The following is a 22955-nucleotide window of genomic DNA, read 5'->3' on the forward strand; positions in this document are numbered from 1 at the left end:
TATGAAAAAAGTATATTTTGATAATGCAGCAACAACTCCTATGAGGAAACAAGTTATTAACTATATGATTTCATATTTAAAAGAATCATTGGGAAATCCATCTTCTATTCATAGTTTGGGTATAAAAACTAGGTCTAATCTTGAATATTCAAGAATAAATATAGCTAATATATTAAATGCAGATCCTTCTGAAATTATTTTTACGTCTTCTGGTACAGAAGCTAATAATCTTATATTACGGAGTTGTATAAACGATTTAAAGATCAAGTATATTATTACTTCAAATATTGAACATAAATCAATTTTAGAAACTTTAAATGACTTATCTAGAAAAGATGGTGTTGTAATTTATTTTGTGAAATTAAACAATAATGGGATTCTAGATCTAAATGATCTAGAGAAAAAATTAAAAAAGAATAATCATTCACCTATTTTAGTAAGCCTAATGTATGTTAATAATGAAATTGGAAATATATTGGATATATATTCTGTATGTAACATTTGTAAAAAATATAAAGCTTATTTTCATTCAGATACTATTCAGGCTATTGGACATTATAATTTAGATATTAAAAAATTAAATATTGATTTTGCTTGTGGTAGTGCACACAAATTCAATGGTCCGATGGGGATAGGTTTTGCTTTTATAAGAAAAGGATTAAATATTAAAGCAATTATTACTGGAGGTTCTCAAGAAAGAGAGACTCGTGCTGGGACAGAAAATATTTATGGTATATTAGGAATGTCTAAAGCTATTTCAATAGCTAATATTAATCTTAAAAAAGAAAAAAAATATATAGAAAATCTTAAAAAATATTGTATTAAGCAACTGAAAAAATCAATACCAGGAATTAGATTTAATGGATTATCAGATTCTACTATTAAAAGTATATATACAATTTTAAATATAGCTATTCCTAAAAAAGATAATATGATATCTTTTAATTTAGATTTAAAGGGTGTAATTGTATCTCAAGGTAGTGCATGTAATTCATATAAAGTGTCTCATGTCATTAAAATTTTATTGAATAATAAAAAAATGAATAAATCATCATTTATAAGAATATCATTCGGATTTTTGAATAAAAAAAAAGATATTGATATTTTAATTTCATGTCTAAAAGACATTTAGGGGCTATACCTTATAATTAATTTAATTATATTTATTTTAAATGATTACGATTTGCATATGTTATTACATAATCTTGAAAATGAATCTAAAAAAAATAATTATTCATATTATGAATCATCAGATTTTAAACCTTTAATTGAAAAATACAATAGAATTAAATATTCTGTAACAGAATATATATATATACTTACTGTAAAAAATGTAGTTTTCTTTCCAGATGTAGTAATACCTATTACAGCTGTAAAACAAAAATCAATTAATTTATTTAAATCTGCATATTCTACTTATAAAAAAATTGGAATTTTAACTAAACAATATTTTAATACTACATTTAATATTGCTAAATTCAATATTCCATCCCTCTCTCTCTATTCATTTAATAAACAGATATTTTCTAATAGCAAGACTAAAGACATATATTATATAGGTACAGTAGCTAAAATATTAAAATTCTTAATAATGCCTGATGGTAATACTACGGTAATATTACAAGGGATTAGTAGATTTAAAATCATTAAACTAATACAAGTTTATCCTTATTTTAAGGCTGAAATAATATATTTAAAAGACGAAAAGCCCCAAAAAAAAGATAAAGAATATCTAATATTAATAGATTCTATTAAAGAAATAGCAATAAAAATTATACAAGATAATTATAATCTTCCTTCAGAATCTAGTTTTGCAATTAGTAATATAGAAAGTAAATCATTTCTTATAAATTTTGTTGCATCTAATCTTAATATAGAAATTAAGAATAAACAAATTCTTTTAGAATATGATTTTCTTAAACAAAGGGCAATAGAAACTTTTCGTTTTCTAAATATAGAATATGAAAAAATTAAACTAAAAAACGAGATTCAATCTCGTGTTAGATATGATATTGATCAACAACAAAAAGAATATTTTTTAAATCAACAAATAAAAGCTCTTCAAGAAGAATTAGGAGATTTTTCATATGAAAAAGAAGTAGAGGTATTAAGAATTAAATCATATAAAAAGAATTGGTCTAAAGAAGCTCAAAAGAAATTTGATAGAGAATTAAGTAAATTTCAACGTACTAATCCACAAATGCCGGAGTATACAATATTACGTAATTATTTAGATTTAATGTTAGATTTACCCTGGAAAAAGTATTCTCAAGATAATTATGATTTATACCGTGCACAAAAAATCCTTGATAAGGATCATTTTGGAATTGAGAAAGTGAAAGAAAGAATAATAGAATATTTATCTGTTCTAAAACTTAAAGGAGATCTTAGATCACCTATACTTTGTTTTTATGGACCGCCAGGTGTAGGGAAAACTTCTTTAGGAAGATCAATTGCTTCTGCATTAAATAGAAAATATGTTCGGATCTCTTTAGGAGGATTAAATGATGAAGCTGAAATTAGGGGACATAGAAAAACTTATATAGGTGCTATGCCTGGAAGAGTATTACAATCAATAAAAAAAGCTGGAACATCTAATCCTGTGTTTGTATTAGATGAAATTGATAAAATGGGACTAGGGTCTCAAGGAAATCCTTCTTCGGCAATGTTAGAAGTTTTAGATCCAGAGCAAAATCAAGAATTTTATGATAATTTTCTTGAAATGGGATATGATTTATCTAAAGTCATTTTTATTGCTACAGCCAATTCACTTTATACAATAAATATTGCTTTATTAGATAGAATGGAAATTATAGATATGAATGGATATACTGTTGAAGAAAAAATCGAAATTTCTAAAAAACATTTAATTCCTAAACAATTAAAAGAAAATGGCTTAAAAAGCCAGGATATTATTTTAGGTGTAAAACAAATTGAAAAAATTATTGAAAGTTATACTAGAGAATCAGGGGTAAGATCTCTTGAAAAGAAGATTTCAAAAATTGTAAGATATGCTGCTAAAAATATTGCGATGAATAAAAAATATTTAAAACGTATAAATATGTCAAAAATAGAAGAAGTATTAGGACCACCTAATGATCCTGAGAGATATGAATTTATTAAAGTCCCCGGAGTAGTTACTGGATTAGCTTGGACTATTGTAGGAGGAGAGATTATATATATAGAATCAACCTTACTGAAAGGAAGTGGTAACTTGAGTATAACAGGAAATGTAGGAGAGGTAATGAAAGAATCTGCCACTATAGCTTTCAAGTATATAAAAGCTCATAATTATGAGTTTGGAATAGATGAAAAAATGTTTGAATTGTATAACATACATATTCATGCTCCAGAAGGTGGAGTCCATAAAGATGGCCCTTCTGCTGGAATAACTATGTTAACTTCTATAATATCTAGTTTTTTGAAAAAAAAAATACGTCCGTATTTAGCAATGACTGGTGAAATTACCCTTAGAGGAAAGGTACTTCCTGTTGGAGGGATTAAAGAAAAAATATTAGCAGCAAAAAGAGCTAATATAAAAGAAATTATTCTATCAAAAGCAAATAAAAAGGATATTTATGATATAAAAAAAGTTTATTTAAAAGGACTAAAATTTAATTTTGTTAGTAAAATGAATGAAGTTATAGATTTATCTATTATAAAATAAAACATATGAAAAACTATATAAATTTCCATGATCTTACAAAAAGATATGGAACTCCACTTTATGTATATGATGCCAATAAAATAGAATTTCAATATAAATTGATTAAAAAATATTTTTTTTATATAGAAAATTTAAAAATAAATTATGCTTGTAAAGCAAATACAAATATAAGTATATTAAAATTTTTCAAAAAATTAGGTAGTGGATTAGATACTGTTTCTATCCAAGAAGTAGAAATAGGATTAAAAGCTGGTTTTAAACCCAAAGAAATTATATATACACCTAATGGTGTTTCTTTATCAGAAATAAAAAAAGCAATAAAAGCTGGTGTTCTAATTAACATAGATAATTTATCTCTTTTAGAACAAATAGGTCATACTAATTATCCTCTAGGAATTAGAATAACCCCCAATATTATGGGGGGTGGAAATCAAAAAATTTCTGTAGGTCATATAAATTCAAAATTTGGAATATCATATTATCAATTACCTCATATTAAAAGAATTGTTGAAAATACTGGTATTAAAGTTGAAGGAATACATATGCATACCGGTTCTGATATTATAGATCTTGAAGTGTTTTTACAAGGAGCTGATATTTTATTAAACGTAGCTAGTTCTTTCAATGAACTGAAATATATAGATTTTGGTAGTGGATTTAAAATACCATATCATAAAAATGATACAAAAACAGATCTAGATATGTTAGGTGTTTTTTTTAAAAACAAAATTTCAAGAGTTTGTAAAAAAATCCAAATTTTGTTTGAACCTGGCAAATTTTTAGTTAGTGAATCAGGTTATTTTATAGTAAAGGTTAATGTGATTAAACATACAACTTCTACTGTATTTGCTTGTGTTGATTCTGGATTTAATCATTTCATACGTCCCATGTTTTATGATTCATATCATCAGATAGATAATATTTCAAATCCATCAGGAAAATTACGTTTTTATACTGTAGTAGGATATATCTGTGAATCTGATACATTTTGTGTTAATAGAAAAATTAATGAAATAAGAGAAGGAGATCTATTATGTTTTAGAAATGCAGGAGCTTATTGTTTTTCTATGTCATCTAACTATAATTCTCGTTATAGACCTTCTGAAGTTATTATTTATAATAATAAAGATTTTCTTATTAGAAGAAGAGAAAATATGCAAGATTTACTAAAAAAAATGATTGAAATAGATATAGGATAGATGGCAGAGTGGTCTATTGCTGCGGTCTTGAAAACCGTTGGGTGTAAAAAACTCCGGGGGTTCAAATCCCTCTCTATCCGCTAAAATATTTAATAATGGCAGGTAATAATTTTGGAAAATTATTTAGAGTTACTACTTTTGGTGAAAGTCATGGATATGCATTAGGAGGTATAATAGATGGATGTCCCTCAGGATTAAAATTAAATTTTGAAGAAATAAATAATGAATTAAATCGTAGAAAACCTGGGCAATCTTCAATTGTTACTCAAAGAAAAGAATCAGATGAAGTGATATTTTTATCAGGTATATTTAATGGTTTCACTACAGGTACTCCTATTGGATTCATAATAAAAAATAAAGATCATAATTCAAAAGATTATTTTAATATAAAAGATATATATCGCCCATCTCATTCTGATTTTACATATTATAAAAAATATGGTATAAGAGATTATAGAGGGGGAGGGAGATCTTCTGCACGAGAAACAGTATCTCGTGTAGTTGCTGGTGCAATAGCTAAACAATTATTAAAAATTTATAATATTTTTATAAAAGCCTATGTTTCCTCTATAGGAAACTTAATTTTAAGTGATAATTATAATCAACTTGATCTCTCTAAAATAGAGTATACACCTATACGTTGTCCTGATAGAAAATTATCAGAAAAAATGATAGATTCTATTAATAATATCCGTAAAAAAGGAGATACTCTAGGAGGGATAATTACTTGTCATATAAAAAATGTACCTATTGGTATAGGTGAACCAGTTTTTGATAAACTTCATGCTGAATTAGGGAAAGCTATGCTGTCTATAAATGCTGTAAAAGTATTTGAATATGGGAGCGGATTTGTTGGAACAAAAATTAAAGGATCTAATCATAATGATCTATTTACTAATAATGAAACTACTAAAACAAATTTTTCTGGAGGAACACAAGGTGGATTATCTAATGGTATGGATATTTATTTCAACGTAGGATTTAAACCAGTAGCTACTATTATGAATAAGCAAAAAAGTATAGATATTAATTTTTTTAAAAAAAAGATTTTGGTAAAAGGTCGTCATGATCCTTGTGTTTTACCTAGAGCTGTTCCTATTGTAGAGGCTATGTCTGCATTAGTTTTATATGATAATATGCTTAATAATAGAGTATCTAAAATTTAAAATGGAAAAAGGAAAAATTAAAGTAACAGTAGAAGATATTTTTCCTGTTATTAAAAAATTTTTATATTCAGATAATGAAATTTTCATAAGAGAGCTTGTTTCTAATGCAACTGACGCTATTTTAAAATTAAAAACTTTGATAAATTTAGGAAAAATTAAGAAAAAAATAGATGATTTAATAATAGAAATTGTCATAGACAAGGAAAATAAAATTTTAAAAATTATAGATAATGGGATTGGAATGACTAAAAAAGAAGTAAAAAAATATATTAATCAAATTGCTTTTTCAGGTGCCGAAGAATTTTTAAGAAAATATAAAGATAAAAATAATGAATATATAATTGGGAATTTTGGATTAGGATTTTATTCATCTTTTATGGTTTCTGATAAGGTGGAAATAATATCTAAATCTTATAAAGATTCTGAAGATGCCATACATTGGATATGTGATGGAACTACTAATTTTTCTATTAAAAATATAGCAATTACTGGATCAGGGACTGAAATAAGACTTCATATTAATGATAGTTCTAAAGAATTTTTAGAAGAAAATAAAATAAAAGAATTACTAATTAAATACTGTAAATTTATGCCTATTCCTATAAAATTAGGAGAACGTGAAGTAAATAACCCATACCCGATATGGAAAAAAAATCCAATAAATGTAAAAGATGAAGAATATCTAAATTTTTATAAAGAACTTTATCCACTGCAAATTGCAGATCCTTTATTTTGGATCCACTTAAATATAGATCATCCTTTTAACCTTACTGGTGTCCTTTTTTTTCCAAAAATTAAAAATCAAATAGAAATCCAAAGAGATAAGATACAATTATATAAAAATCAAGTATATGTTACAGATAATTTAGAAGGAATAGTACCAGATTTTCTTAATCTTTTAAAAGGTGTAATTGATTCTCCAGATATTCCACTTAATGTATCTAGATCTTATCTTCAATCAGAGTCATCTGTAAAAAAAATTTCAGGTTATATTACAAGAAAAGTAGCAGAGAAGCTTGAAAATATGTGTAAAAATAATCGTGAAGATTTTGAAAAAAATTGGGAGGATATCAAAATAATTATAGAATATGGAATGATTAGCGACTCAAATTTTTATTCAAAAGCAAAAAAATTTGCTTTATATCCTGATATAAATAATCAATATTTTCTATTAGAAGAATATATAAAAAAAGCAAATAAATTGAAAAATAATAAAATTATTGGTTTCTATACTTCTAACATAGAAAATCAAAATTCTTATATAGAAACAATAAAAAATAAAGGATATATAATCTTATTACTAGATAGTCCTATTGTTGGCCATTTACTACAAAAAATAGAAATGGATTATAAAAATCTAAATTTTTTTAGAGTAGATTCAGATCAAATAGATAAAATTTTAAAAAATGAAAATCAGAAAAATCTTTATTCAAAAGAAAAAACAAAGATTTTAGAAAATCTGTTAAAACAAAATATTGACAATAATAAATTTCTAATAAAAATAGAAGATTTATCTGATTTTTCATTACCATTTATTATAACTGTTCCTGAATTTATTAGACGTATGAAAGAAATAAGTATGACTGGAAATAATATGTTTAATAGTAATTCTAAATATAATCTTATCGTTAATAAGAATCATAAATTGATCAAAAAAATCATCAATGAAAAAGATTTAAAGACTAAAAAAAATCTTATAAAGAATTCATTACATTTGATAATGTTATCACAAAATCTTTTAACAGGAAAAGAATTAACAGATTTTATATATAACAGTTTTGAAATGCTTTCAAAATAAGATCATATGATTTTACATATCATATTTCCACAATCATCTATATTTAATAATGTAACATTTTTCATGTTATTAACTAAATCTGATTTACAAATTGTTTTAGTTCTAATATAATTATCTGTATATCCATATATATATCCTGATTTATTTTTATTTTCGAATAAGACATTCCTTTTTTTGTTGATTTGTTTTATATAAAATATCTTTTTTTTTTCTTTTGAAAGTCTTCTAAAGATTTTATTTCTTTTATAACGTATTTTTTGACTAATTGAATTATTCATAATAAAAGCTTTTGTATTTCTTCTTTCAGAATAAGAAAATACATGTAAATAAGAGATATTTATTTCAGATAATAATGAATAAGTTTCTATAAAATTTTTTTCTTTTTCTCCTGGAAATCCTACAATTACATCTGAGCCTATACACGCCAAGGGCATAATATTTAATATTTTTTTGATTCTTTCTAAATAAAGATTTTTAGAATACCTTCTTTTCATTTTATTTAATATTTCATCACTACCAGATTGTAACGGTATATGAAAATGATTAACAAAAATCTTACTTTTATATATAAAATTAATTATATCATCACTTAATAAATTAGGTTCAATTGATGAAATTCTAATTCTAATTCTTTTTCGATCCTCTTCATTAAGAGATAACTCAATAGCTTGAATTAATTCTAAGAAATTCTGTTTTCCATAATCTCCTATATTAACACCAGTTAATACTATTTCTTTTATACCTTGTTTAATAATATTTTTAGCATAAAAAATAATATTTTTTATATTATCAGATATTGAAAAACCTCTAGCTTTTGTTATAGTACAGTAACTACATTTATAATCACAACCATCTTGTATTTTTAAATAAGAACGTGTACGATTTAATCTTGAATATGATGGAATATAGAGATTCTTATCTATTAAAGATAGATATTTCTTTTTTGATTTTTTTTTTAAATGACTAATTATATTAAATTTTTCTTTTGATCCAATTATTAAATCTATACCATTTATTAATGATATTTCTTTTGGATTGACTTGTGAATAACAACCTATAGCTACTATAAAGGCGTTAACATTATTATTAATAGCAATACGTACAAGTTTTTTTAGTTCTTTTTCAGCATTTTTTGTTACTGAACATGTATTTATGATGTATAAATCAGCATAAGATATAAATTTGACATATTCATATCCTTTTTTTAAAAATTTATTGATTATTGTATCTGTTTCAGCAAAATTTAGTTTACATCCTAATGTAGAAAAAGCAACTTTATTTAACATTTAAGGAATTATTAATTTGACAATGGAAAAAAAATGTTAAAGACAATTTATTTAAATTATAATAAAAATTATTAAATAATTTAAAAGCTTTTATTTTATAAATAATAATTGGATATTTTTGTTCATAAACTGAATATTGTGAATATTTTCTTAAATCTTCAATATTATGGATATGGGTTTTCCATTTCTCATCTAGAAAATAGAGTATTATTTTTTTTTCAATATTCTTTATCATTTTGTATAAATTATTTTCCTCTTTCAAGAAAAGTATAATTATTCTCTCATTTAGAGAATATGTAAAATAGTATTTTATTTTGTTGTTTTTACAACAAAATTTTTTATATGATTTTATATAAATCAGTTTTGATAAAATTATCTTTTTTCTAATATCATAATATTTATTTATTTTATAATATAATTTTTTTTTCAAAAAAGTATTATTCAATAATTCCTCCTCTTGATATTCATTACTTTCCATCTTATCAACAAGATTATATATCATATATGATAATGAGATACTTGATAAATTTAATGCATTTCGGCGAAATGCATATAGAAATTTTCTTTGTTCATTGATTACAGAATCATATTCTAACAAACGTTTTCTAATACTCAAGTTATTTTCTTCTATTTTTTTTTGAGCAAGTTGTATAGAGTTAGTTAGATACTCTCCTTTTTTATGACCTAATTTATCAAGTATTGTTGATAGACGATCTAATCCAAAAATACGCATTAAATCATCTTCCAATGATAAATAAAATTTAGAACTACCAGGATCTCCTTGCCGCCCAGTACGACCTATTAATTGTCTATCAATACGTCTTGAATCATGTCTTTCAGTCCCAATTATAGCTAATCCACCTAATTTTTTAACTTCATCAGAAATTTTTATATCTGTTCCTCTCCCCGCCATATTAGTTGCAATCGTTACTATACCAGATTTCCCAGCTTCTTCAATTATATAAGCTTCTTTTTTATGATGTTTTGCATTTAAAACATTATTCTTAATATTTCTGATATTTAATGACCTACTAATAAGTTCAGATATTTCAACAGAAGTTGTTCCAACTAATACAGGTCTTTTTTCATTTTTTGAGAAAAAAATAATTTCATCTATAATTGCATTATATTTTTCTTTTTTAGTTCTAAAAAGAAGATCATCATAATTTTTTCTTATAATTGGTTTATTGGTAGGAATAATGACTACGTCAAGATTATAAATTTTAAGAAATTCTTCAGATTCTGTTTCAGCGGTTCCCGTCATACCTGATAGTTTTTTATACATTCTAAAATAATTTTGCAATGTAATAGTAGCTAGTGGTTGGCTTGAATTTTCTATATTTACATTTTCTTTAGCCTCCAATGCTTGATGTAAACCATCTGAATAACGTTTTTCCTCTATAATTCTACCTGTTTGTTCATCTACTATTTTAACTTTATTATCTATAACTAGATAATGTATATTTTTATAAAATAATGTGTAAGCTTTAATTAATTGATTGATAGTATGTATTTTCTCATATTTATTATAATAATTAGTTATTAATTCATTTTTTCTAATTTCTTTTTGTGTTTTAGAGATTTTTAGACTTTCTAAGTCAATAAATTTTTTCTGTATATCAGGAAGTATAAAAAAATTAGGATCATTCATTTCTTCAGAAAGAAAATTAATTCCTTTTTCCGAAAACTCTACAGTATTATTTTTTTCATTTATAATAAAAAATAAATCTGAATCTACAAGATTATTATCTTGCATATAATAAGATTCAGTATCTTCTAAGATTTTTCTATTTTTTTTTTCTCCTAAAAACTTAATAAGAGGCTTATATTTAGGTAACCCTCTATAAACTTTCAAAAGATTTAATCCACCTTCTTTTTCATTCCCTGAAATAATTTGCTCGCGAGATAAATTCAAAATTTGATTTAAAAAATAAACTTGTTTCTTAAACAGTTTTTTTACTTTGTCTTTTAAGAAATAATAATTTGAATTAACTTGCCCGGAGACTCCCCCTGATATTATTAATGGTGTCCGGGCTTCATCTATTAAAACCGAATCTATTTCATCTATAATTGCATAATTTAATTCTCTTTGTATTAAGTTTTTACATGAATAAACCATATTATCACGTAAATAATCAAATACAAATTCATTATTTGTACCATATGTAACATCTGCTTCATATGCTTTACGACGGAAATCTGAATTTTTTTTATATAAATCTATACAATCTACAGTTAATCCATGAAATTCCATAAGAGGGGCAATCCATTCACTATCACGTTTAGCTAAATATTCATTTACGGTTACTACATGAACTCCTTTTCCAGTAAGAGCATTTAAATAAATCGGTAAAGTAGCTACTAAAGTTTTACCTTCACCAGTATACATTTCTGCTATTTTTCCTTGATGTAATACAATCCCTCCCATTAACTGTACATCATAATGTATCATATTCCATATAAACTCTTTCCCCATATAACTCCATTTATTATTCCAAATAGTTTTTACTCCTTTTAATTCTAAATAAGATCTACTTTTAGAAAGTATAGAATCTAATTTATTAGATGTAACTATTATTTGTTTATTTTCTTTAAATCTTTTGGCAGTTTCTTTTATAACTGCAAAGGCTTCAGGAAGTAATTCTAGTAAAATTTTGTCTTCTTCTTTAGAAATATTATTTTGAATTTCTTCTATTTCAGATACAAGAAATTTATTTTCATGCATTTCCTCAATAGAAATAAAATTTTTATAAATTAGTTTTTTTTGTAAACCAAATTTTTTTTCATATAGAAATTTGGTTTGTTTTTTTATTCTTCTTTTAAAAGAAAAAGTTTGATTTCTTAATTCATCATTTGAATAGAATTTGAATTGATCTCCAAAAAAATTTATTTTGTTTAAAACAATTTTGAATTCTTTAATTTCTATTTTATTTTTTGTTTTTAAAAAATAATTAATTAGATTATTGATATATATCATATATTCATCTTTATTTATAACTTATATGATTAATAAAATTAATTTTGTATCAAACACTTCTAAAATAGATTTTAGAAAATTAAATTCTGGAGATAATATAACAGTTTATTATTCAATAATTGAAGGAGAAAAGAAAAGAATCCAATCCTTTAAAGGAGTGATAATTAAAATTAAATCACAAACTTTTACTGTACGTAAAATTAGTGGAGAAATAGGTGTAGAAAGAATATTTAATATTAATCAAACTTCAATAAAAAAAGTTATTTTAAATAAAAAAGGTCAAGTACGTAAATCAAAAATTTATTATTTTAGAAAATTAAGAGGCAAAAAAGCTAAAATTAAAGAAAAATAATAGATGTCATTAAAAATAACAGAAAAATGTATTAATTGTGGTGCTTGTGAACCAGAATGTCCTAATAATGCAATTTCTGAAGGATATAAAGAATGTACAGATGGAACTAAAAATTATTACTATTTTATAGTACCAGAAAAATGTACAGAATGTTTAGGATTTTATGATGAACCTCAATGTGCTTCTGTATGTCCAGTAGATTGTTGTATCTTAGATGAAGAAAATCTAGAATCTGAGGAAGACCTTTTGAAAAAAAGACTCTAATTCTAATCTAAATTTAATAACCACTTTTTAAAAGTGTCATATTTATTACTCAATTGTATACTTTTTTTTTCTTTTTTTAGAAGCTTTATTACTTTCTTTTCTAAAGAAATTTTTTGATCTATTCCCTTAGAAATTTTATCTAAAAATTTCACTGGAGCGGCTGTTGATAAAAAAATATTTTTTGTATTATTTTTCTTTTTAAGAAATTGTTTTAAACCTAAATATCCAATTGCTCCATGTGGATCCATAATATATTTATAATTTGCCCAAATTGATTTTATAATCTCAAATGTTTCTTTATCAGAAAAAGAATATGCAGATACAAGTTTTTTGATATTATTTACATTTTTAAACATGTACATTATACGACTAAAATTACTTGGATCAGATATATCCATGGCATTAGAAATTGTTTCTTGTGTAGGAAATGGATTATAAATCCCTGTTTTTAACAATCTGGGAATCGTGTCATTTATATTTGTAGCTGCAATAAACTGTTTTACTGGTAAACCCATTTTAAATGCTATTAACCCTGCACATATATTTCCAAAATTACCGCTAGGTATAGAAATAATAAGTTTCTCATTGGAATGAGAATGAATTGGAAATAAAAGTTTATAACACATAAAATAATAAAATATTTGAGATAGTAAACGTGCAATATTTATTGAATTTGCTGAGGTTATAAATAAATTTTCACGTATTTGGTTGTCAGAAAAAGCTTTTTTTACCAACATTTGGCAGTCATCAAAATTCCCTTTTATTTCTAAAGCTAGAATATTATTTCCTAATGTTGTAATCTGTTTTTCTTGTAAAATACTTATTTTAGAAGAAGGATATAATATAACTACTTTTACACCATCAATTTTATTGAAAGCATTAGCCACTGCAGCTCCTGTATCACCAGAAGTAGCAGTAAGTATTATAATGTTTTTATTAAGTTCTTTACAAAAATATTTGATACACCCTGACATAAATTTTACCCCTATATCTTTAAAAGCCATAGTAGGTCCTAAAAATAACTCTAATGAGTAAATATTCGCATAAATATTATTAATATTTATTTTAAAATTTACTGTATTAGATATAATATTTAATAATTCTCTATGTGGAATTTCATTTCCAATGAAAGGTTGGATAACTTCCATCATTAAATGATGTTCATCATAATTTGATATATTTTTTATAATTTGTTTTTTTAAAACCGGTATCTTTTCAGGAAAATACAAACCTTTTTCTGGACTTTGTCCAGTTAAAACAGCTTCCTTAAAAGAAACTTTATACTTAAAATTTTTTAAACTTTTATACAGCATAATTTAATTCAATTCATAATATACAATTCCAGTTTTATTAATAGAAGAAGTATAAATTTTATAATTTAATTCTAATTTAGAATAAATATGTTCCATAACATTAGTTACTAATTCTGCTTTTTTTTTTCCATTACTTAACATAAAGACAGAAGGGCCAGAACCAGAAATTCCTCCTCCTAATGCACCTATTGATTTACATTTAATTTTTAATTCATTAAAAGCTGGTATTAATATAGCACGGATAGGTTCTATAATTACATCATCTAATGATCTACTTATAATATCATAATCTTCCTTATATAATCCTGCTATTAAAGCCCCTAAATTCCCCCATTGTTTTATTGCCTCAGTAATTAATATTTTATGTTTTAATATCTCTCTCGCTTCAGATGTTTTTATTTCTATTTCTGGATGAAGAATACTAACCCAAATCTTATCTGGTGAACGTAAAGAAATTATATCTAAAGGTTTATAACTTCTAATTAATGTTATTCCTCCAATAATAGCTGGAGCAACATTATCTGCATGAGGAACCCCTCCAGCTAATCTTTCACCTTCCATAGCAAATTTAATTAAATCTTTTTTTTTAAAAGGATTTCCTAATAAATAGTTAGCTCCTACTACAATTCCTGCTGCACTAGCAGCACTAGAACCTATTCCACTTCCTGGTTGAATATTTTTAGAAATTTCTATATCAAATCCTATATTTGATTTCTTAATCTTATTTAATAAGGCTTGTAAGGCAATACTAATTACATTTTTTTTTCTATTTTTAGATAAATTAGCTCCAAAAATTTTTTTTATTCTTATTCCAGGTATATCAGTTATTTTTATTATGATTTCATCATTAGGAATATTTACAGCTAAGCCTAGAACATCAAATCCACAAACTATATTTGCTATAGTGGCAGGAGCAATTACTTTTATTATATTCATTTTATACTAGCTTTAATTATATCTGACAATACTCCAGATGCAGTAACTTCTGCACCAGCCCCTGCACCTTTTATAATTAAAGGTTGTTCACTATATCTATGTGTATTATATAATACCATATTATCTTTACCTTCAAGGTTAAAAAAAGGATGATCAATTCCTATTGACTTTAAACCTACATATGCATTACCCTTTTCATATTTAGCTATAAAACGTAATTTTTTACCTTTTTTCACAGTTTTTTCACGTATTTTATAAAAATAATTATTATATTTTTCTAAAATCGAATAAAAATTATCTATTGAAGTAGATTTTAAACATTCTTCAGGTAAAAAATTTGTTTGATATATATTTTCTAATTCGATATTAGATCCACATTCACGTGCTAATATCAAGATTTTTCTCATTACATCTATTCCACTAAGATCTAGACGTGGATCTGGTTCTGTATATCCAAACTTTTGTGCTTCTATTACAACTTCAAAAAAGTTTTTATTATCAATAAATTGATTAAAAATAAAATTTAAACTACCAGAAAGAACAGCCTCAATTTTATATATTTTATCGCCACTATTGATTAAATCATTAAGTGTGCTAATAACTGGTAAACTAGCTCCTACATTAGTTTCAAATAAAAATGGTGAATTAAAATTTATTGAAAATTCTTTAAGTTTTTTATAATAATAATAATTTGATGAACATGCTATTTTATTACATGTAATAACACCTATTCCTTTCTTTAAAAAATTTTCATATCTCATAGCAAGATTACTATCTGCAGTATTATCAACAAATATACTATTTCTAAGATTCATTTCATACATTATTTCAATAAATCTTTTGAAAGACATATCATAAGAACTAGTTTTTAAATAACATTTATATTTATTTATATTTATTCCTTTTTTTTTAAAAATCATTTTTTTACTATTTGCTAAACCAATTACTCTTAATTGAACTTTAAATTCTTGATTTAAATATTTTTTTTGTTGATTTATTTGACCTAAAAGATTACTTCCTACTTTTCCTAATCCTATTATAAATAAATTTATTTGTTTACTGGGGGTTTCAAAAAATTCTTCATGTAAAATATTTAGTGCCTTTTTTAAATCTGGTTTTTTTATAACAACTGAAATATTTTTTTCAGTTGAGCCTTGAGCAATAGCTCGTATATTAATACTATTTTTCCCCATAGCACTAAATATTTTACCACTGGTCCCATGCTTCATATTTTCTCCTACAATAGCTATAATACATAAATCTTTTTCTATATAAAGTGGTTCTATACTTTTATTAGATATTTCTCTGTAAAATTCATTATCAATAACTATTTTAGCTTTTAAAACATCATTATCATGTATACCTACTGCTATAGAATGTTCTGATGAACTTTGGGTAATTAATACTACATTAATTCGTTTCTCTGAAAGAGTCTTAAAAAGTCTTTTAGAGTAACCAGGTATTCCTACCATTACACTACCTTCTAATGTTATTAATGATATTTGTTTCATTACATAAATTCCAGTTACAGTCTTTTTTTTAATAAAACTAATATGATTTATAAAAGATCCAGTTTTTTTTTCTTCAAAAATACTTTTAATTTTTATAGGTATATTTTGTTCTATAACTGGTTGTAAAGTTGGAGGATATATTATTTTAGCACAAAAATGTGACAACTCTATTGCTTCTTCATATGATATATTTTTTATAGTATAAGCTTGTGATACTAATTTAGGATCAGCTGTCATTATACCATTGACATTTGTCCATATTTCTAATAAATCTGCTTTTAAAGCAGAAGCAACAATACATGCTATATAGTCTGAACCCCCTATTCCTAATGGAGGAGTTTTTACTTCTGATGAAAAAGCTATAAAACCTGGCAATATAATATATTGGGATTTTTCTTTTTTAAAAAAAGAAATAATTTTAGAATTACTTTTTTTTACTCCCAACTCATAATCTTTTATTATTAATTCTCTACTATCTTTCCATTTGACTTTTAAATCAAATTCTTGAATTTTTGCTGCTATGAAATAAGACGAATTTATTACTCCAAAACTAATTATATTATCTAATGAAGATTTTGATAATTCTTCTACTTGAAAGATTCCATCACATAAATTTTCTAAGATATTTAGATTGATTTTAAATCTACTAATTAGACAACTTTGGTTTTTTTTAAAAAATAATTCATGTATTATATTTATATGTTTATATTCTATTAATTCTAATATTTTTTTGTAATCATTATTTCTTTTATAAGCTAATTCCCCACATTTAATTAAATTATTTGTAATATTATATATAGCAGATATAATTATAGCATATTTTACATTATTTTTAGATTTATAATTAATTAAAAAATTACAGATTTGTTTTAGTGATTCACTATCAACGAGTGAACTACTTCCAAACTTTAAGACTTTTATAGCATTCGCCATTAGGTTTTAATTTAATTTGATTTCCTATCGTGATCACGACAGGATTTGAACCTGCAACATACTGCTTAGAAGGCAGTTGCTCTATCCATTAAGCTACGTGACCCATAAGTCGGGATGATAGGATTCGAACCTACGACCTCCTGGTCCCAAACCAGGCGCGATTACCGTACTACGCTACATCCCGTTTCGTTTGCGGAGAGTGTGAGATTTGAACTCACGAAGCATATAGCTGACAGTTTAGCAAACTGTTCCGTTAACCCCCTCCGGCAACTCTCCTAAGTCTAAATAAAATTTTGATAGGAATCCCTGTAAAATTAAATTTTTCTCTTATATTATTTTCTATAAATCTTTTATATGATTCTTTTATATTATATGGATAATTAGTAAAAAATAGAAATTGAGGATTATATGTTGGGATTTGACGACAATATTTTATTTTAAGAAATTTCCCATTTATTGATGGGTGAGGATTTTTATTTAAAATAGGTAATATAATTTTATTAAGTAAACTTGTTTTTATTCTTAATCTGAAATTAAATGTAATTTTAACTGCCGTTTTTAGAGATTTTATTATATCTTTTTTTGTCAAAGATGAAGTAAAAAATATAGGAACATCCTTAAAAGGAGCTATTATTTTTTTTATTTTATTTTCATAACTATTTATTAAATCATTATCATGATAATTTAATAGATCGCTTTTATTTATTAATAAAACTATACCTTTATTATTATTCTCAATTATTTTCAAGATATTAATATCTTGAGATTCAAAACCAGATTTACAATCTATTATTAGTAGAGATACATCTGAATTCTGTATAGATTTAATTGCTCTCATTACAGAATAAAACTCTATATCTTCTTTTATCTTTTTTTTTTTTCTAATCCCAGCAGTATCTACTAATATACATTCAATTCCAAATTTTGAATATAAAACATCTATACTATCTCTTGTTGTGCCAGAAATGTTTGTAACAATATTTTTATTTTTATTTAGTAGTGTATTTATTAAAGTTGATTTTCCTACATTAGGACGTCCTACTAGAGCTAGTCTCGGAATCTGTTTTTTATATATATTTTTATTTTTATCAAAATTTGATACTATTGAATCTAATAATTTCTCTGTTCCAGTTCCATTAATAGATGATATCCAATATGTTTTTGGAATACCAAATTTCCAATATTGGTAAGTATTATATATATTTTTATATATATCTATTTTATTGATTACTAAATAAATACTCTTTTTTAGTTTACGTATCATTTTTGAGATATCGTAATCAATTCCTAAAAGATCATTACTGGGATCTACTAAAAAAAGTATAACATCTGATTCTGCTAATGCAAAAAAAAATTGTTCACATATTTGTTTTTCAAAAATATGTTTTGATTCATTTGTATATCCTCCTGTATCTATTAAACAAAATTCTATCCCATTCCAATTGCAAAAACCATAATTTCTATCTCTAGTGATTCCACTTTTAGAATTAACTATAGATTTTTTATATCCTATTAAACGATTAAAAAGTGTAGATTTTCCTACATTAGGACGTCCTACTAGAGAAACTATTTTAGTCATTTTTAAAATATATGTTTATATGCATTGTAAGATGATCTGACTAATGGACCACTTTCTACATATAGAAAACCCATATCTAATGCAATATTTTCATATTTTTTAAATATATAAGGGGGGATAAATTTTTTTACATAAAGATGTTTAATAGAAGGAGATAAATATTGACCGATAGTAATTATATCAATATTAGCATTTCTACTATCTTTTAAAGTTTGTATCACCTCTTTTTCCGTTTCACCTAATCCTAACATAATTCCAGTTTTTGTTCTTATATTACTTATATATTTTATATATTTTAATACATTAATACTACGATCATACTTAGCTTGAATACGGACTTTTTTAGTTAATCGACGTACAGTTTCTATATTATGTGATATAACCTCTGGTTTTTCATTTACAATAATATTTATTAAATTTTTTATACCTTTAAAATCAGGAATCAATGTTTCTAGTGATATTTTCTTGTTTAGATTTTTTATCGCTTTTATTGTTTTTCCCCATATAATGGCTCCCATATCTTTTAAATCATCTCGATCTACTGATGTAATCACTGCATGTTTAATTTTCATAATTTTTATATTATGAGCAATTTTTTTGGGTTCAGAAAAATCAATTTTTTTGGGTTTTCCTGTTTTTACTCCACAAAATTTACATGATCTTGTACAGATATTTCCTAATATAATAAAAGTTGCTACTCCTTGTTCCCAACATTCAGCTATATTAGGACAACTACCACTTTTACAAATAGTATTTAAATTATTTGATATTTTATTATATTTATCTGGGGATTTAACACGTAACCATTTAGGTTTAAAATTTGGTTTTTTTTTCATCACTTACAGTTAGTTTTTTTCTTTTTTTATTTCTTCTTCTGGCTAATAATTTTCGTCCATTTTTACTACTCATTCTTTTTCTAAAACCATGATTATTTAGTCTTTTAATATTAGAGGGTTGATAAGTTCTTTTCATATGAGTATATTGTATAAACAAGGTGCGGGTAAAGGGACTTGAACCCCCATATCCGTAAAGATACTAGATCCTAAATCTAGCGTGTATACCTATTTCACCATACCCGCTATGATTTACTTTTTAGTTTTATGTCTATTTTTTCTACTTCTCTTTTTACGTTTATGTGTTGATATTTTTTTTTTTTTTCTTTTTTTTCCGTTTGGCATATATTTTTATATTATATATTATAATACCTGATATACTTTATTAAGTATATCGGATACTGTAAAAGTCATTATTTTATTTAGAGCTATTGGAGAAATTAAAAATTTCTCACGTATAATATTACTTAATTGACCATTATTTATTTCAGGAATAAGAATTTTATCAAAATTATAGATTATATCTTTCATCCCATTAGGGAATGGATATATATATTCTATATGCATACTAGATACAGAATATCCTTTTCTAATCAGCTTCTTTACTGCTTCTGTTATACATCCATAAGTTGACCCCCAACTTAATATCAGAAGTTTTCCTTTTTTTTTTCCTATATTTCTTTTTTTTAAAGGTAAATAATTTTTAAGTTTCTTTATTTTCTTCTGACGATTTTTTATCATAAATTCATGATTTTCTTCTTCTGAAGATACATTTCCTGTTAAATTTTCTTTTTCTAATCCTCCAATGAGATTTTCATAGCCTCTGTTCCCAGGAGGAACCCAGAATCTTATTCCGTTTTTATTTCTTTCATATGGAAGTTTCTTATTTTTATAATTATAATTAACTTTGATTCTCTTTAAATCTTTCCCTTTAGGGAATTTCCATGTTTCATAGCTATTTGCTAAATATCCATCACTAAGTATTATAACTGGAGTCATATACTCAATAGCAATTTTACAAGCAATAAAAGAAATATAAAAACAGTTAGAAGGAGATTTAGAAGCAAGTATTGGAATAGGACATTCTCCATGTCTTCCATAAAAAGCTTGCATTAAATCTGATTGTTCTGTTTTAGTAGGTAATCCTGTAGAAGGACCAGCACGTTGAACATTTATTACTACTAATGGTAATTCTAGCATAAAACATAAACCTAATCCTTCTTGTTTAAGTGACATTCCAGGACCTGAAGTTCCAGTAACCCCTAAATTACCTGAATAAGAGGCTCCTATTGCTGAGGTTATAGCTGATATTTCATCTTCAGCTTGGAAGGTTTTTATTCCATATTTAGATATATTATTGAATATTTCTGAAGCTGGTGTAATAGGATACCATGAATAAAACATATTTATGTTAGCTTTTTTACAAGCTGCAATCATTCCTAATGAAATCCCTTCGTTACCATTTATATTTCTATATCTCCCCGATTTTTTTTTATAATAAAATATTCTATATTTTTCTGTATAAAAACCTTTTTTTTTTCCAAAAAAATATCCAGATTTTAAGATTTTTAAATTATATTTATTCTCTTTTTTAGAGAAAAAAACATTTTTTGAAAAATTAAAATTATATAACCAACATAAAAATCCTAAAACAAACATATTCTTAAATAAAAAAGATTTTTTCTTATTAATCTTTATATTTCTTTTATAAAGAGAAGATGAAATCTTTAAACAAAATACTTTATATTTTTTTAAAGTATATTCTAAATCTAAATATCCGGCTAATTTTAATTGGTTTTTGTTAAACCCAGAAATATCAGCAATAATTATTCCTCCAACCTTTAATTTCTTTAAATTTTTTTTCAATAAAAATGCATTCATTACTACTAATACATCATATTTTTCACCTGTATAAGAAATATGTTTATTGCTAATATGTATTTTAACTCCAGAAAAACCAGCACGTATTTCAGCAGTAAAATCTGAGAAAGTGCTTATATAATTACCTGATGAGGTACATGTATCTGATAATTTCTTACCAAGAAATTGGATTCCATCCCCAGAATTTCCTGCAAATAGTATGATTACATCATTTAATAAGCTAGTCATTCTTTTTTTACAGATTCTTTCTAATCCTGCATCTTCAATTAAATTTGAAAGCATTTCTAATTCTTTTTATTGTAAGATTTGCTATTTTACTAGCTTTTTTAGCTCCTTTATAGAAAATTGATTTTATTATTTTTTTATTTTTTAAATAAAATTTATATTTTTTTCTTTCATATGAAAAACGGTTTATTATATATTTATATAATTCTATTTTTGCTTTTTTATATGCGGTTTTTTTTTTAAAAGATAAAAAATCATTTTTATTAGATAATATTTTATAGATTTTATAGATCATGTGATTCTTATCATTATAACTAGTTGTATGTATACTCATTATTTGTCTTTTTATTTCTTTTTTAGAATAGAAAATATTAATTGTATTTTTTCTTGATTTACTCATTTTATATCCATCTATACCTGGTATAGACATTGAATCTTTTTTTATTTTTGCTTCTGGTATAATTAATATATTTTTAATTAGATTATTCATTTTTTTTGCAATTTTTCTTGTTATTTCAATATGTTGTAATTGATCTTTACCAACATATACTTTATTTGAATCAAAAAGAAGTATGTCAGCTGCCATTAAAATCGGATATGTAAACATTCCTGTATTATTGATTTTATTTTTATCTTTAAAAGAATGAGATAATTGAAGCCTTCGGTAAGGAAAAAAACAATTTAAATACCAGAAAAGTTCCGTAACTTGAGTAATATCAGATTGTCTATATAAAATAGCTTTATATATTTTTAAGCCACAAGCTAACCATGCAGATGCTATTTTATATGAATAATCTTTATAACTCTGTTTTAGTGAGGTAAGTGAATGTAAATCAGCTATTAAAATAAATACACTTTCTAGTGAATTATTCACTATTTCAATAATTGGTAACATTACTCCTAATACATTTCCTATATGTGGAATACCAGTACTTTGAATTCCTGTTAATATTATAGACATATTTTTAAATTATTAATTATCTACTTTATTAAAATTCTTTTTTAAAAAAAAATCCTAGATTCTCAATAGTTTGA

At 24.4% G+C, this 22955-nt stretch carries 17 protein-coding genes and 5 tRNA genes; 8 read left to right on the top strand and 14 right to left on the bottom strand.

All coding sequences use genetic code 11. From position 1 onward, the window contains the following. Window position 1: 1 nt before the first annotated feature. The 6 genes from MP018_RS00645 to htpG all read left to right on the top strand — a co-directional run bounded on the left by MP018_RS00645 (window position 2) and on the right by htpG (window position 7830). Window positions 2–1132: a cysteine desulfurase family protein gene (locus tag MP018_RS00645; RefSeq protein ID WP_259288601.1), complete on the top strand. Its 1131-nt coding sequence runs from the start codon at window positions 2–4 to the stop codon at window positions 1130–1132. Between the two features lie 57 nt (window positions 1133–1189). Further along, window positions 1190–3667: an endopeptidase La gene (gene lon / locus MP018_RS00650; RefSeq protein WP_259082807.1), complete on the top strand. Its 2478-nt coding sequence runs from the start codon at window positions 1190–1192 to the stop codon at window positions 3665–3667. A 5-nt stretch (window positions 3668–3672) separates the two neighbouring features. Then, window positions 3673–4866 carry a diaminopimelate decarboxylase gene (lysA, locus tag MP018_RS00655; protein ID WP_259082806.1) on the top strand — a complete coding sequence of 398 codons (1194 nt, stop codon included), beginning with the start codon at window positions 3673–3675 and terminating at the stop codon, window positions 4864–4866. After that, window positions 4861–4946, top strand: a tRNA-Ser gene (locus MP018_RS00660). Before lysA ends, MP018_RS00660 begins: the two co-directional genes overlap by 6 nt. Before the next feature lie 15 nt (window positions 4947–4961). Further along, on the top strand, window positions 4962–6032 hold the full coding sequence (gene aroC, locus MP018_RS00665) for a chorismate synthase (RefSeq protein ID WP_259082805.1): 1071 nt from the start codon (window positions 4962–4964) through the stop codon (window positions 6030–6032). Between the two features lies 1 nt (window position 6033). Further along, window positions 6034–7830, top strand: a complete 1797-nt coding sequence (gene htpG, locus MP018_RS00670; RefSeq protein ID WP_259288602.1) for a molecular chaperone HtpG — start codon at window positions 6034–6036, stop codon at window positions 7828–7830. 2 nt (window positions 7831–7832) lie between these two features. Here the strand turns inward: htpG and mtaB are convergent, their stop codons facing one another. Continuing rightward, window positions 7833–9116, bottom strand: coding sequence for a tRNA (N(6)-L-threonylcarbamoyladenosine(37)-C(2))-methylthiotransferase MtaB (gene mtaB, locus MP018_RS00675; RefSeq protein WP_259288603.1), 1284 nt, complete (start codon window positions 9114–9116; stop codon window positions 7833–7835). Continuing rightward, complete coding sequence (locus MP018_RS00680; RefSeq protein ID WP_259288604.1) at window positions 9106–12093, bottom strand: preprotein translocase subunit SecA; 2988 nt, start codon at window positions 12091–12093, stop codon at window positions 9106–9108. The genes mtaB and MP018_RS00680 overlap by 11 nt, the downstream gene beginning before the upstream one ends. A gap of 25 nt (window positions 12094–12118) precedes the next feature. Here MP018_RS00680 and rplS point away from each other — a divergent pair, with 25 nt between their 5' ends. Next, window positions 12119–12445 (top strand): 50S ribosomal protein L19, encoded by a 327-nt coding sequence (rplS, locus tag MP018_RS00685; RefSeq protein ID WP_259082801.1) that lies wholly within the window; start codon window positions 12119–12121, stop codon window positions 12443–12445. Between the two features lie 3 nt (window positions 12446–12448). Beyond that, complete coding sequence (locus MP018_RS00690; RefSeq protein WP_259082800.1) at window positions 12449–12709, top strand: YfhL family 4Fe-4S dicluster ferredoxin; 261 nt, start codon at window positions 12449–12451, stop codon at window positions 12707–12709. 2 nt (window positions 12710–12711) lie between these two features. Here the strand turns inward: MP018_RS00690 and thrC are convergent, their stop codons facing one another. From thrC to trpS, 12 genes are all read right to left on the bottom strand, one after another. Next, the gene (thrC, locus tag MP018_RS00695) at window positions 12712–14022 is read right to left on the bottom strand and encodes a threonine synthase (protein WP_259288605.1); all 1311 of its coding nucleotides are present in this window, start codon (window positions 14020–14022) and stop codon (window positions 12712–12714) included. A gap of 3 nt (window positions 14023–14025) precedes the next feature. After that, window positions 14026–14958, bottom strand: a complete 933-nt coding sequence (locus tag MP018_RS00700; protein WP_259082798.1) for a homoserine kinase — start codon at window positions 14956–14958, stop codon at window positions 14026–14028. Then, complete coding sequence (thrA, locus tag MP018_RS00705) at window positions 14955–17402, bottom strand: bifunctional aspartate kinase/homoserine dehydrogenase I (protein WP_259288606.1); 2448 nt, start codon at window positions 17400–17402, stop codon at window positions 14955–14957. The genes MP018_RS00700 and thrA overlap by 4 nt, the downstream gene beginning before the upstream one ends. A gap of 30 nt (window positions 17403–17432) precedes the next feature. Further along, window positions 17433–17505, bottom strand: a tRNA-Arg gene (locus MP018_RS00710). A gap of 6 nt (window positions 17506–17511) precedes the next feature. After that, window positions 17512–17586 (bottom strand) — tRNA-Pro (locus MP018_RS00715). A 9-nt stretch (window positions 17587–17595) separates the two neighbouring features. Beyond that, a tRNA-Ser gene (locus tag MP018_RS00720) sits at window positions 17596–17678 on the bottom strand. Then, a complete protein-coding gene (gene der / locus MP018_RS00725) occupies window positions 17656–18981 on the bottom strand; it encodes a ribosome biogenesis GTPase Der (RefSeq protein ID WP_259288607.1) in 1326 nt (441 codons plus the stop codon). The genes MP018_RS00720 and der overlap by 23 nt, the downstream gene beginning before the upstream one ends. Window positions 18982–18983: 2 nt before the next feature. Then, window positions 18984–19817 carry a lipoyl synthase gene (gene lipA, locus MP018_RS00730; protein WP_259147558.1) on the bottom strand — a complete coding sequence of 278 codons (834 nt, stop codon included), beginning with the start codon at window positions 19815–19817 and terminating at the stop codon, window positions 18984–18986. Further along, window positions 19795–19953, bottom strand: coding sequence for a 50S ribosomal protein L34 (gene rpmH / locus MP018_RS00735; RefSeq protein ID WP_075049011.1), 159 nt, complete (start codon window positions 19951–19953; stop codon window positions 19795–19797). The genes lipA and rpmH overlap by 23 nt, the downstream gene beginning before the upstream one ends. 23 nt (window positions 19954–19976) lie before the next feature. Further along, window positions 19977–20060: transfer RNA gene (locus MP018_RS00740), tRNA-Leu, on the bottom strand. A gap of 117 nt (window positions 20061–20177) precedes the next feature. Further along, a complete protein-coding gene (locus MP018_RS00745; protein ID WP_259288608.1) occupies window positions 20178–21977 on the bottom strand; it encodes a 2-oxoacid:acceptor oxidoreductase subunit alpha in 1800 nt (599 codons plus the stop codon). Continuing rightward, on the bottom strand, window positions 21958–22881 hold the full coding sequence (gene trpS / locus MP018_RS00750; protein WP_259082793.1) for a tryptophan--tRNA ligase: 924 nt from the start codon (window positions 22879–22881) through the stop codon (window positions 21958–21960). Before trpS ends, MP018_RS00745 begins: the two co-directional genes overlap by 20 nt. Window positions 22882–22955 lie beyond the last annotated feature (74 nt).

It is taken from the genome of Candidatus Karelsulcia muelleri (assembly GCF_024818015.1).
GTDB lineage: Bacteria > Bacteroidota > Bacteroidia > Flavobacteriales > Blattabacteriaceae > Karelsulcia > Karelsulcia muelleri_C.

Coding starts and splice junctions, on each gene's coding strand:
- lipA (WP_259147558.1), bottom strand. CDS start 19,817: ATGAAAAAAAAACCAAATTTTAAACCTAAATGGTTACGTGTTAAATCC.
- trpS (WP_259082793.1), bottom strand. CDS start 22,881: ATGTCTATAATATTAACAGGAATTCAAAGTACTGGTATTCCACATATA.
- MP018_RS00645 (WP_259288601.1), top strand. CDS start 2: ATGAAAAAAGTATATTTTGATAATGCAGCAACAACTCCTATGAGGAAA.
- htpG (WP_259288602.1), top strand. CDS start 6,034: ATGGAAAAAGGAAAAATTAAAGTAACAGTAGAAGATATTTTTCCTGTT.
- MP018_RS00690 (WP_259082800.1), top strand. CDS start 12,449: ATGTCATTAAAAATAACAGAAAAATGTATTAATTGTGGTGCTTGTGAA.
- rpmH (WP_075049011.1), bottom strand. CDS start 19,953: ATGAAAAGAACTTATCAACCCTCTAATATTAAAAGACTAAATAATCAT.
- thrC (WP_259288605.1), bottom strand. CDS start 14,022: ATGCTGTATAAAAGTTTAAAAAATTTTAAGTATAAAGTTTCTTTTAAG.
- der (WP_259288607.1), bottom strand. CDS start 18,981: ATGACTAAAATAGTTTCTCTAGTAGGACGTCCTAATGTAGGAAAATCT.
- mtaB (WP_259288603.1), bottom strand. CDS start 9,116: ATGTTAAATAAAGTTGCTTTTTCTACATTAGGATGTAAACTAAATTTT.
- MP018_RS00745 (WP_259288608.1), bottom strand. CDS start 21,977: ATGCTTTCAAATTTAATTGAAGATGCAGGATTAGAAAGAATCTGTAAA.
- rplS (WP_259082801.1), top strand. CDS start 12,119: ATGATTAATAAAATTAATTTTGTATCAAACACTTCTAAAATAGATTTT.
- lon (WP_259082807.1), top strand. CDS start 1,190: ATGTTATTACATAATCTTGAAAATGAATCTAAAAAAAATAATTATTCA.
- aroC (WP_259082805.1), top strand. CDS start 4,962: ATGGCAGGTAATAATTTTGGAAAATTATTTAGAGTTACTACTTTTGGT.
- thrA (WP_259288606.1), bottom strand. CDS start 17,402: ATGGCGAATGCTATAAAAGTCTTAAAGTTTGGAAGTAGTTCACTCGTT.
- lysA (WP_259082806.1), top strand. CDS start 3,673: ATGAAAAACTATATAAATTTCCATGATCTTACAAAAAGATATGGAACT.
- MP018_RS00680 (WP_259288604.1), bottom strand. CDS start 12,093: ATGATATATATCAATAATCTAATTAATTATTTTTTAAAAACAAAAAAT.
- MP018_RS00700 (WP_259082798.1), bottom strand. CDS start 14,958: ATGAATATAATAAAAGTAATTGCTCCTGCCACTATAGCAAATATAGTT.